Genomic DNA, 12,228 nt, shown 5'->3' with positions numbered 1-12,228 from the left:
GAACCGCTCTATCTATTTGTTTTTACGCATTATCCGACGCAAAACCGCTTCGCACTTTTGCTGGAAATGCTCTAGGAAGCCTGCAACACCACACGCGGGGCAGGGCGGTTGATGATGAACACCATCGCCGCCGCCGCAAGGCACATGGCGCCAGCCAGAACGAGCGCCGGCGTATAGCTGTCATAGTCGGTGCGGACGAATCCCGCAAAACCGGCAGCCGCTGCCGCGCCGATCTGGTGTCCGGTGAACACCCAGCCAAAGACCAGACCGGCCTTTTCCGGGCCGAAACGTTCGGCGGCGAGCTTGACAGTCGGCGGCACCGTTGCGACCCAGTCCAGACCGTAGAAGACGGCGAACAGCGCCAGTTCATAGACCGAGAAGTCCGTGAAGGTCAGATAGATCAGCGACAGGCCGCGCAGCGCATAGAACCAGAACAGCAGCCAGCGATTGTCGAAACGGTCCGACAGCCAGCCGGACATGATCGTGCCGATCAGGTCGAAGGCGCCGATCACCGCGAGAATGCCTGCGGCACCGACCGGCGCGATGCCATAGTCGCCGCAAAGCGTGATCCAGTGGGTCTGGATGAGGCCGTTTGTCGAAAAGCCACAGACGAAGAAGGTCAGGAACAACACCCAGAATGTTGCCGTCGAGGATGCTTCACGCAGGGTGACGAGTGGCGAGGCGAGCATGGCGCCAAAGCTCTTCTTCGGTTCCGGTGCGGGCAGCGGTGCCGTGCGGCCATAGGGCTTGAGGCCGATATCTGCCGGGTGATCGCGCATCAGCGCCAGAACCAGCAGCAGCGCAACGGTTAGAAACCCGATGACGATGGTGAGCGATGTGCGCCAGCCGATGGTCTGGCTGACACTGGCGAGGATCGGCATGAAGACGAGCTGGCCGGTTGCATTGCTGGCCGTCATCAGGCCAACAACGAGGCCACGGCGCTTTTCGAACCAGCGCGCGGCAACCGTCGCGCCCAGCACAAGCGCAGTCATGCCGGTGCCGACGCCGATGACGATGCCCCAAAGGCCCACCATCTGCCATTCCTCAGTCATGAAGATGGAGCCGACGAGGCCGCTGGCGATCAGGATCAGCGCTGCGGTTACAACGCGGCGCAGGCCGAACTGGTTCATGAAGGCCGCCGCGAACGGCCCCATCAGGCCGAACAGAACCAGACGCAGCGCCATGGCGAAGGAAATATTGGCGTTGGTCCAGCCGAATTCGCGCTGGAGCGGTTCGATCAATATGCCTGCCGAACCCATGGCGGCAGCCGTTGCCAGCATGGTCAGGAAGGTGATGGCGGCGACAACCCATCCGTAATGGATGTTTCTCTGTTCGAGAACGCGTGCGAGGCGGGCAGATATCATCTTGAGCGCTTTCGGTTGGGACCATTTTTGCAAAAATGGCCACGGATAGGAAGGCGAGCAGCGGCGTTCGTAGCGATCACAGCCCGCTCCGTCATTGTTTCCAGTCAATTTTAAGTAGGGGACGCGTCCGGCTGGCTTCAGAGCGCCTGAAGCAGCGCCTGCAACTGTTCGACCCCGTCATTTCCAAGTTTGGTCTCGATTTCTTCCTGGGCTTTGTCCCAGAGCGGACCGCCACGGGCGAGAAGGTCCCGGCCCGTATCGGTCAATCTGATATTGGTTTCGCGGTGATCCTGACCGTCGCCGGGCTCGATCAGGCCCATCCGCTGCAGCACCTTGGCATTGCGCCCCATGGTTGAACGATCAAGCTCCGCCATGCGCGCCAGTTCGGTGATCGACAGCGTTCCCGCACGGTCGAGCCGACGCAGCAGACTGAACTGTGCGACATTGATGCCAAGCGGTGCCAGCGCCTCGTCATAGATGGCGGAGGTCTTGCGTGATGCCTGACGCAGAAGGATACAGAAACAGGAATGTGCCATGATGCGGGTATATACCCGTAATCATCTTTTGACAAGCACTCTCTTGCAGGGAAGGTGATGATCCTGACAGCAGCTGACCGCGATAAGCGGCCTTTTAAACCGCGATATGCGCGGTTTCCTTGACTTCTTCCATGACGGCATAGGTGTGCGATTCCCGCACACCGGGCAGCGAAAGCAGCGCTTCGGAGAGAAAACGACGATAATGGTCCATATCGGAAACGCGGGCTTTGACGAGATAGTCGAAGCCGCCCGCCACCATATGGCATTCCAGAACGTCGGGATTGTTGCGCGTAAAAGTCGCAAAGGTCTCGAAGACTTCCGGCGTCGTGCGGTCGAGTTTGATCTCGATGAACACAAGCATGGCGCGGTCGAGCATCTTGGGCGACAGCCGTGCCGAATAGCCCAGAATGTAGCCTTCGCGCGTCAGGCGCTTGACGCGTTCGGCTGTGGCTGTCTGCGAGAGATTGATGCGATCGGCAAGCTCGGTATTGGTCAGGCGCCCGTTCTCCTGAAGGGCCTGCAGGATATTCCGGTCCATGGCATCAAGGTTCTTCATGCGTGTGTCCCCAAATGGTCGCCTGTTCGTGGCGACTCTTTTCTTCATGCATTCATTCTGAATTAAGTCACGGGAATGAATCTGAAATCGGGGCTGGGCGCAAGACGAAACTTGGTGGAAGGCCGACAAATTTACGGGGGCAGTCGCGGCCTGTGTCAAATACGAACAGGTAAGATCGAATCAATTACTAGTTGCCAAGAATATGCAACCCATGGTAGTGTTTGGCCATACTAAAAATCGTATTACACTTATAAATTTAGTCATTTGGGGGGCGAGGAGCCTCGTTGTGATCAGGCAAGGCACCCCGCTTCCTTGTCTGTATGTCCTCATTAAGGACAGGGGAAAGTCCGGACCTTCCGTGGTGTCCGGACTTTTCTTTTGCCCGCTGCGCAGGTCTAGCAATAATTCTGACAGGTGTATGCCTGACAGAATTATCAGGTATCGCATTGCTGCCGCCGTGGAAAAAGCGGGCTTGAAATTTTCCGGTTGCAAGGGGCGGGGCGGAGCGCTAACACTAGCGCCCATGAACATTTCGCACATTCGCATCAACGGTTGGTGGTGGGCTCGCTAAAAGCGGCCACGCAGGCGTTTGCGCATATGCGTTCAGGAGACAGGGCCGCTGGGATTATCCGGGCGGCCTTTTTGTTTGGCTGCCCGAATGGGACCGAAGCCCGGAAATATTCGAAAAACCAAAGCAATTGGGATTAGCCGACCATGAATGCGAAGATAGCGGATAGCGAGATATTTCAGCACGAAACGGCCGGCGGCATTGTCGTCGAGCGCGTGCGCCATCTCACTGCGTATAAGGGCGCCATCGAAACCTACATCGATGTGCTCAATGAAAGACGCGGTGCAGTGTTCTCGTCCAATTACGAATATCCGGGCCGCTACACGCGATGGGATACGGCAATCGTCGATCCGCCGGTGGTCATCACCTCGCGCCAGCGCACCATGCGCATCGAGGCATTGAACGCCCGCGGCGTGATCCTGCTGCGCCCCATTCTGGAGACCGTGCAGGCCTTGGGCGAAGTGACGGTGGACGCCTCCACCGAGGACCGCATCGAACTGACCATCGCGGAGCCGACAGGCGCATTCACCGAAGAAGAGCGCTCGCGTATGCCTTCGGTATTTACCGTACTGCGCGCCATTGTCGGGCTTTTCTTCTCGGAAGAAGACGCCAATCTCGGCCTCTACGGTGCTTTCGGCTATGATCTGGCATTCCAGTTCGATCCGATCCAGTACAAGCTGAAGCGCCCCGAAACCCAGCGCGATCTGGTGCTGTTCATTCCCGACGAAATCTTCGTCGCCGACCATTACGCCGCACGCGCCTGGGTGGATCGCTATGAGTTCAGCTGCGGCGGGTCTTCCACGCATGGTCTGGCACGGGCAACGCCTTCCGAGGCGTTCAAGCCATCGGAGCGCACCTTGCCGCGCGGCGATCACAATCCGGGCGAATACGCAAAGCTCGTCGAGCGTGCCAAGGATAGCTTCAAGCGGGGCGACCTGTTCGAAGTGGTGCCGGGCCAGACTTTCTATGAGCGCTGCCACACCGCACCGTCGGAAATCTTCCGCCGCCTGAAGACGATCAATCCGTCGCCTTATTCCTTCTTCATCAACCTTGGAGAAAACGAATATCTGGTCGGCGCATCGCCGGAAATGTTCGTGCGCGTCAATGGTCGCCGCATCGAGACCTGTCCGATTTCGGGCACGATCAAGCGCGGCGAGGACGCGATTTCGGATTCGGAGCAGATCCTGAAACTGCTCAATTCAAAGAAGGATGAATCCGAACTGACCATGTGTTCGGATGTGGACCGCAACGACAAAAGCCGCGTCTGCGAGCCGGGTTCTGTGCGGGTGATCGGTCGCCGCCAGATTGAAATGTATTCGCGCCTGATCCACACGGTCGATCATATCGAAGGTCGCCTGCGCGACGGCATGGACGCCTTTGACGGCTTCCTCAGCCACGCATGGGCTGTGACCGTGACCGGCGCGCCGAAATTGTGGGCGATGCGTTTTCTGGAAGAAAACGAGCGCAGCCCGCGCGCGTGGTACGGTGGTGCCATCGGCATGATGCATTTCAACGGCGACATGAATACCGGCCTGACGCTGCGCACCATTCGCATCAAGGATGGCGTGGCTGAAATCCGCGCCGGTGCGACGCTGCTGTTCGATTCCAACCCGGAAGAGGAAGAAGCCGAAACCGAGCTGAAAGCATCGGCGATGATCGCGGCTGTCCGTGAGGCACAGAAGAGCAATCAGATCGCGGAAGAACGCGTTGCCGCCAAGGTGGGCGAGGGCATCTCGGTCCTGCTGGTGGATCACGAAGATTCCTTCGTGCATACGCTGGCCAATTATTTTCGCCAGACGGGTGCAACCGTATCCACGGTGCGTTCGCCGGTTGCCGACGATATTTTCGACCGCGTCAATCCTGATCTCGTGGTGCTTTCGCCCGGACCCGGCTCGCCGCAGGATTTCGACTGCAAGGCGACCATCGACAAGGCCCGCAAGCGCGAACTGCCAATCTTCGGCGTCTGCCTTGGGCTGCAAGCGCTGGCTGAAGCCTATGGCGGCACGCTGCGCCAGTTGCGCATTCCGATGCACGGCAAGCCGTCGCGCATTCGCGTGTCGAAGCCGGAACGCATTTTCTCCGGTCTGCCGAAGGAAGTGACGGTCGGACGTTATCATTCGATCTTTGCCGATCCGGAGCGTCTGCCGGACGATTTCCTCGTCACGGCGGAAACCGAAGACGGTGTGATCATGGCTTTCGAGCATAAGAAGGAGCCGGTGGCGGCTGTTCAGTTCCACCCGGAATCGATCATGACGCTCGGCCATAATGCTGGTATGCGCATGATCGAAAATGTGGTCACGCATCTGGCGGGCAAGCATAAGAAGCGTCGCAGCAACTACTGACCAGGCCCGTAATCGTCAGCATACTCAACCGGTCGCAGGCACCCTGTGGCCGGTTTTGTTTTGGGGTGTCGAAGGCGCATTTTCGCTGCTTGCTGTAGCAACTCATTTGCAACTGTAATGCCTTGCATTTGCAGAAGAAAATTAAATGCGATAACTGAAAAAACAGGGGTACGAACTTGGACCAAACTGGGCTATAGAGCGGTCATTAAAATGCTATTGCATAGGACTTGACCGGCTTCGGGAAGTTATCCCGGGTTCGAGTCGATACGCATGAGTGATGGGCCTCGAATTGGCCAATTCCCGATTTTCGGGCCGTAATTAGGACAAATCAAAGGTTCGTCATGGACGCGAGTGCAAGAGTTCGGCGGCTAGCCGCTTGGTCGATTCCGGTTGCTCTGGGAGTGATGGGTCTGAAATATGTGGCCTATCTGCTCACAGGCTCCGTGGCCCTTTATTCGGATGCGCTCGAATCCATCGTCAATGTAATTGCGTCCATGGGCGCGTGGTGGGCGATCAGCGTCAGCTATAAGCCCGCCGACGAAAACCACCCCTTCGGCCATCATAAGGCAGAATATATATCGGCTGTTGTTGAAGGCGTGCTGATCAGTGTCGCGGCGCTGTTGATCTTTCGGGAAGCCTGGTTTGCACTGGAAACGCCACGCCAGCTCGAAGAGCCATGGCTTGGCCTTGGCATCAACGCTGTCGCTGCCGCCATCAACGCTGTTTGGGCGATGCTGCTGATCCGCATCGGGCGCAGCGCGCGCTCCCCGGCGCTGGAAGCCGATGGCAAGCATATCATGACCGACGTTGTCACCTCGGCTGGCGTGCTGGTTGGCTTGGTTGGGGCGATCGTCACCGGCTGGGCGATACTTGATCCACTGCTCGCCATTGTCGTGGCGCTTAATATTCTGTGGCAGGGCTGGCATGTGATCAATTCGTCGGTGCAGGGCCTGATGGATATTGGCGTCGAGCCTGTCGAAGAAATGCGCATCCGCGATGTCATTTCGGCCAATGCCGCCGGCGCCATCGAAGTGCACGACCTGAAAACCCGTATTGCCGGACGCGTCACCTTCATCGAGTTTCATCTGGTTGTCGCGGCCAACATGAGCGTTGGCGATGCGCATGTGATCTGTGACCGCATTGAGGATGCGCTGAAGCAGCAGATCAGTAGCGCCCGCGTGGTGATCCATGTCGAGCCGGAGGACGAAGCGAAGCTGCCTTTGGGGACAAGTGCTGTGCCATTCGCCTGATTTAAAAACAGGTATGACTGAGGCAGCTGTCGTAAATCCATCTTGCGTCGGCCAAATCGCGCGTGTAAAAGCTTGACCATGATGACGAAGAACGCAACATCTCTGGAACATTCGGCTGCCGCCACTGGCGCGCGCGTCGATGTTTGCGTTCTCAACTCGCTTCTTACCCTCGGCCTTAGCGGCGATCGCCGGGCTCGTTGAAGGAGCGTCCGGCGGTCGAAAACGGTCCCGCTGGCCTGTGCTCCTTTTCAGAAAACCCTTATAATCGATCATGAATATCCGTGCTTGACGAGCTGTAATGCCGTCCAGAAGCCGGGAGGAAACGAGAAATGAACCAGTCCGTTATCACGCCGCAATCCGTAGCCGAAGCCGAACGTAAAGGCATGCGGGACGCAGCCACCAAATATTCGCCGTTCCCGGCCCCGAAGCTCGATGACCGTACCTGGCCATCGAAGCGGATCGAAAAGGCGCCGATCTGGTGTTCGGTCGATTTGCGCGACGGCAATCAGGCGCTGATCGACCCGATGGGCCACGACCGCAAGGAGCGCATGTTCCGTTTGCTGGTCGATATGGGTTTCCCGGAAATCGAGATCGGCTTCCCATCGGCCTCGCAGACGGATTTCGACTTCTGCCGGTGGGCGATTGAACAGGGCAATGTTCCGGACGAACTGGATTTGCAGGTCCTGGTGCAGTGCCGCCCGGAACTGATCACCCGCACATTTGAGGCTTTGGAAGGCGCAAAGACGCCGATCATCCATTTCTACAATTCGACCAGTGAATTGCAGCGCCGCGTGGTTTTCGCCAAGGATGTGGGCGGAATCAAGCAGATCGCGACCGATGCCGCCAAGATGATCATGGATATGGCTGCCAAGGCAGGCGGCGGCTATCGCTTCCAGTATTCGCCGGAAAGCTTTACCGGCACGGAACTGGATGTGGCGCTGGAAATCTGCAATGCGGTCATCGAGATCGTGAAGCCGACGGCGGACAACAAGCTGATCGTCAATCTGCCGTCCACGGTGGAAATGAACACGCCGAATGTCTATGCCGACCAGATCGAATGGATGTGCCGCAATCTCGACAATCGCGAGAACCTGATTATTTCGCTGCATCCGCACAATGACCGCGGTACGGGCATCGCTGCGACGGAACTGGGCCTGATGGCCGGTGCCGACCGCGTGGAAGGCACTTTGTTTGGCAACGGCGAGCGCACCGGCAATGTGGACGTGGTGACGCTGGCGCTGAATATGTACACGCAGGGCATCGATCCCGAGCTGGATTGCACCGACATCAATCGGATGAAGGATGTCTATGAATATTCGAACCAGCTGAAGATCGCGGAGCGCCACCCCTATGTCGGCGAGCTGGTCTATACCGCCTTCTCCGGTTCGCATCAGGATGCGATCAACAAGGGCATGAAGGCGCGCAAGTCGGCCAATTCGCCGGTTTGGGAAGTGCCTTATCTGCCGATCGATCCGCAGGATGTAGGTCGCTCCTATGAAGCGATCATCCGCATCAATTCGCAGTCGGGCAAGGGCGGCATCGCCTATATCCTGCAGGCCGATTACGGCTTGAACCTGCCGCGCAATCTGCAGGTCGAGTTCCGCGAAATCATCCAGCAGATCACCGACGACGAAGGCAAGGAATTGCCGTCGAAGCGCATTCATGAAGAGTTCCAGAAGCTCTATGTGACGCAGTCCGATGCCCGCATCAAGTTCGTGGATCACCACACCATTCCCGATCCGGAACAGAAGGGCCGCCGCATTCTCACCGCCGAAATCACCGATAACGGCGTGACGAAGAATATCGAAGGCAAGGGCACCGGTCCGATCGACGGTTTTGTCGACGCGCTGTCCAAATATCTCGGGGTGAAAATGTCGGTGGTGGATTATTCCGAACATTCGCTCCAGCAGGGTTCGGACGCATCGGCCATCTCCTATGTCGAAATGGCGCATCCGGGTGGCAAGCTGTTCGGCGCGGGCATCAATGACAATATCGTCAGCGCCTCGCTGGAGGCCATCGTATCGGCGGCTAACCGCGTGATCGGCAAATAGGCCGAACGTCTGTACGAGTTGAAAAGGCGGCCATTGGCCGCCTTTTTCATGTGTAGAGTTCCTGTTCGGAGATCTTGAAAATGCGCTCGCTCACATCTTCAATGCCGTGCTGTTCCCACAGGCAATGCCAGCCGCCGTCCGGTTTGCGTTCAATGTTGAAAATATTGTAGCGGGCAGGAGGCTTGTGGCCGCCATAGTTCTGGCTGGCCGACGGGACGCAGATCACCGGTACTTGGCCGTTCGGTCCGTCGATTTCATATTTCGTCGCCAGATGGGTGTGGCCGTGAATGACCAACTCCGCGCCGTGCTTTCGAATGATCTTCTGAAAACGGCGGATACCGTATAGGCGCTTGTGCGTCGGCGTTGCGCCGTGGATCGGCGGATGGTGGATCATCACAACCCGGAAAAGCCCGCGCGCGCCTGCCTCATCCAGTGCTGCGGCGAGGCGTTTGGCCTGCGCGGAGCGAAAATCGCCGCTCGCCATGAAGGGTGCTGTGGCGCGCGCCGACGAGACGCCGATCATCGCGACATCATCGCGCACCCGCATATAGGGAAATTGTGGCCGCTTGCCCTTGTTGTCGATGCCGTCGCCGCGCATCCACGGCTCCCATTTGCGGCAGGACCGGTCGAGTGCGCCGGGCACATAGGCGTCGTGATTGCCGGGCACGACCGAAACATCGTCGGGATTGCCCAGCTTCGACAGCCAGTCGGAGGCGATGTCTATTTCCAGATTGAGAGCCAAATTGACCAGATCGCCGGTGACGGCAATATGATTCGGCGCTTGCGCCAGCATGTCGGCTACAAGTTTATCGAGTACCGTTCCATGCATTGCACCCTTGCGGTTGCGCAGCCAATTGATATAACCAGTGATGCGCTTTGATGCCAATTCGCGATATCTCACACGCGGCAGTGGCGAAAGGTGGATATCGGAGATGTGAGCGAGGCGAAACATATGGCCCGTTTACTGGATAATTTCTGAAATAGAAACCGTATTTAGCGACTTTTTGTTGATGCGATTGCTGCATTGATAGCTGCATATAATGTTTGCTGGAGAGTCGGAATGCGCTTTCGTCATTTTATATTTCATTCATATTTTCTTTTGCGACGCCCCATGACCCTTGGGGTGAGGGCAATTGTGTATGATGAAAAGAATAACTCGGTTTTTTTAGTGAGACATACTTACGTGCCGGGTTGGCAGTTACCAGGCGGCGGTGTTGATAGTGGGGAGACTTTTCAACAGGCGCTGGAAAAAGAACTGCGGGAAGAAGGTAATATTATCCTGAAAAGTCGCCCGCAACTTCTTGCTCTTTACAAGAATGCCCATGCTTCGCCACGCGATCACGTTGCACTTTATGTATGCCGTTCCTTTGAACAACTTGCGCCCAAAGAGCCGGATAGAGAAATCGCCGAAAGCGGTTTCTTTCCTCTGGATGATCTACCAGAAGGCACCACGGCCTCCACCAAGCGGCGCTTGCAGGAAGCGCTGTATGATCTGGAACCGCTGCCGATGTGGTAATACCACTGGCGCCCAGCGTTATTGTTTGATTCTGAGCGGGGATACTGAGTAATACTTTGGTATAAAGGGCGCGCAGCGCGCGCCCTTTTTAATAGCACTGAATTAAAAGCGGTAGGTAATACCTGTACCGATCAACCAGGGGTTGAGCTTGGCCTTGCCGCTCAATTCCTGCCCGCCGACGGTGACGTCGAATTTCGGTTCGAGGAACAGTTTCTTCACGTCGAAGTTCAGGCCCCAATGTTCGTCGATCATATAATCGACACCGAACTGGAGCGCGCCGCCAAACGTGTTCTTGACCTTCAGATAATCCGCGCTGCCCGCATCCTGATTGTAGAAGATCGTATAGTTGACGCCTGCACCGACATAAGGCTTGAACGCGCCGAAATTGGTGAAGTGGTACTGTAGCGTAAGCGTCGGTGGCAGAATCCACGTTTTGCCAACCTTGCCCAGACTGCTGATCGAGCCTGCGCCATTGATATTGGCATAGGTCGTGCCGAGAATGAGTTCGGCGGCGATATTGTCGGTGAAATAATAGGTGATATCGAGTTCCGGCGTGATCGACTTGGAATAGTCGAGATCGGAACCCGGAACGCCGTTCACATGACCCTTGTTTTCCGCAATCACGCCGAGCGCGCGCACGCGAATCTGCCAGGGTGAAAGCGCTTCAGGCACCGCCTGAATTTCAGAGGCCGGCGGGGCGACCACACTATCGGCGGCAAAGGCTGCCGGTGCGGCAAAGGCCAGCGCGGTTGCTGCGAGCAGCCCTTTCGCAAAACGGTTCATCAAATCTCTCCTTGGTCACGGTCTCAGTCTTGGATTTCGTCCTTGGGGGATGCATCCAATCTGAACTGCGTCGCCTGGCGCCCCATTGATCGAGATCAAAGGGGCACGAGAGAATGAGAGAGAACTGAATTAGGAATCCGGACTGTTGCAGGAAAGGCGCAGTGCGGGTCGGAAGGGTTAGCTCTTTGAAAACCGATCCCGGTCATGCGGGGCGGTAAAGTCTATCTCAGGGCCTGTTGGCACAATGCCGGTCGGGTTGATCGTCTTGTGACTGCGGTAATAATGGCCCTTGATGTGCTCCATATTCACCGTCGAGGCAACGCCCGGCACCTGATAAAGCTCGCGCGTATAGTTCCACAAGTTCGGATAATCGGCGATCCGGCGCAGATTGCATTTGAAATGGCCGACATAGACCGGATCAAAACGCAGCAGCGTCGTGAACAGACGCCAGTCTGCTTCCGTCAGGCTTGATCCCGCCAGGTAGCGCTGGCGGGACAGACGGTCCTCCAATGTGTCGAGTGCGGCGAACAACTGCTTGAACGCTTCCTCATAAGCATCCTGCGAGGTGGCGAAGCCTGCGCGGTAAACGCCGTTATTGATATTGGGATAGATGAAATCGTTGAGCGCATCGATCTCAGCCGCCAGCGCGTCCGGGTAGAAGTCGAGCGAGGCATCGCCGAATTCATTGAACGCTGTGTTGAGCATACGGATGATTTCTGACGATTCGTTGGAAACAATCGTCTGGCGCTGCTTGTCCCACAGAACCGGCACGGTAACGCGACCGGAATAATTCGGATCGGCGCGGGTGTAGATTTCATAAAGGCGCTTGGAGCCGTACAGATCATCACCGGTGCTGCCGGTGGTGCCGTAAAAGGTCCAGCCTTCTTCCACCATCAGATAGTCCACGACCGAAACTGAAATGACATCTTCAAGCTTCTTCAGCGCGCGGAAGATCAGCGTGCGATGTGCCCATGGGCACGCATAGGAAACATAAAGATGGTAGCGCCCCGGTTCAGCCTTGAAGCCGCCTTCGCCAGTTGGGCCAGCGCTGCCATCGGCGGTTACCCAGTTGCGGAATTGCGATTTCGAGCGCTCGAAGCGGCCTTTTGTGCTTTTGGTGTCGTACCAGACATCCTGCCACTTGCCATCGACCAGAAGTCCCATGTGATTTCTCCTTTTGGAACTCAAAATAGAGCGAAACCGGCGATTTTACAGCACGACAAGTCGTGAACAGTGCGTCACGCTGCCAAAAAGAGAAGCAG

General features: G+C 57.0%; 10 protein-coding genes. 4 read left to right on the top strand and 6 right to left on the bottom strand.

Translation table 11 applies throughout. The features are described from left to right. Nucleotides 1-71: 71 nt before the first annotated feature. From ABWW11_RS09525 to ABWW11_RS09515, 3 genes are all read right to left on the bottom strand, one after another. Entirely contained in the window at nt 72-1,364 is a 1,293-nt protein-coding gene (locus ABWW11_RS09525; protein WP_109369526.1) for an MFS transporter, read from the bottom strand. Between the two features lie 137 nt (nt 1,365-1,501). Next, a complete protein-coding gene (locus tag ABWW11_RS09520; RefSeq protein ID WP_109369525.1) occupies nt 1,502-1,900 on the bottom strand; it encodes a MarR family winged helix-turn-helix transcriptional regulator in 399 nt (132 codons plus the stop codon). A gap of 94 nt (nt 1,901-1,994) precedes the next feature. Continuing rightward, on the bottom strand, nt 1,995-2,456 hold the full coding sequence (locus ABWW11_RS09515) for an Lrp/AsnC ligand binding domain-containing protein (RefSeq protein WP_078338776.1): 462 nt from the start codon (nt 2,454-2,456) through the stop codon (nt 1,995-1,997). A 714-nt stretch (nt 2,457-3,170) separates the two neighbouring features. Between ABWW11_RS09515 and ABWW11_RS09510 the strand changes: the two genes are divergently transcribed. The 3 genes from ABWW11_RS09510 (at nt 3,171) to leuA (ending at nt 8,667) form a co-directional block, all read left to right on the top strand. Next, nucleotides 3,171-5,366, top strand: coding sequence for an anthranilate synthase component I (locus ABWW11_RS09510; protein WP_109369524.1), 2,196 nt, complete (start codon nt 3,171-3,173; stop codon nt 5,364-5,366). A gap of 341 nt (nt 5,367-5,707) precedes the next feature. Continuing rightward, entirely contained in the window at nt 5,708-6,616 is a 909-nt protein-coding gene (locus tag ABWW11_RS09505; protein ID WP_109369523.1) for a cation diffusion facilitator family transporter, read from the top strand. Nucleotides 6,617-6,945: 329 nt separating this feature from the next. Then, on the top strand, nt 6,946-8,667 hold the full coding sequence (gene leuA / locus ABWW11_RS09500) for a 2-isopropylmalate synthase (protein WP_109369522.1): 1,722 nt from the start codon (nt 6,946-6,948) through the stop codon (nt 8,665-8,667). Between the two features lie 46 nt (nt 8,668-8,713). On the opposite strand, the gene ABWW11_RS09495 is transcribed toward leuA, so the two are convergent. Then, the gene (locus ABWW11_RS09495) at nt 8,714-9,619 is read right to left on the bottom strand and encodes a metallophosphoesterase family protein (RefSeq protein WP_109369521.1); all 906 of its coding nucleotides are present in this window, start codon (nt 9,617-9,619) and stop codon (nt 8,714-8,716) included. A gap of 108 nt (nt 9,620-9,727) precedes the next feature. On the opposite strand from ABWW11_RS09495, the gene ABWW11_RS09490 reads away from it, so the two are divergent. Further along, entirely contained in the window at nt 9,728-10,183 is a 456-nt protein-coding gene (locus tag ABWW11_RS09490) for an NUDIX domain-containing protein (protein WP_109369520.1), read from the top strand. A 102-nt stretch (nt 10,184-10,285) separates the two neighbouring features. Here ABWW11_RS09490 and ABWW11_RS09485 read toward each other — a convergent pair whose 3' ends face one another. Beyond that, nucleotides 10,286-10,966: an OmpW/AlkL family protein gene (locus ABWW11_RS09485; RefSeq protein ID WP_109369519.1), complete on the bottom strand. Its 681-nt coding sequence runs from the start codon at nt 10,964-10,966 to the stop codon at nt 10,286-10,288. Between the two features lie 177 nt (nt 10,967-11,143). Beyond that, a complete protein-coding gene (locus ABWW11_RS09480) occupies nt 11,144-12,130 on the bottom strand; it encodes a glutathione S-transferase family protein (protein ID WP_109369518.1) in 987 nt (328 codons plus the stop codon). Nucleotides 12,131-12,228: the final 98 nt, after the last annotated feature.

Origin of the sequence: Brucella sp. NBRC 113783, assembly GCF_040372265.1 — a bacterium.
Taxonomy (GTDB): Bacteria; Pseudomonadota; Alphaproteobacteria; order Rhizobiales; family Rhizobiaceae; genus Brucella; species Brucella teleogrylli.
Note: the sequence above shows the minus strand (reverse complement) of the source record. Positions and strands in the feature narration are given on the sequence as shown.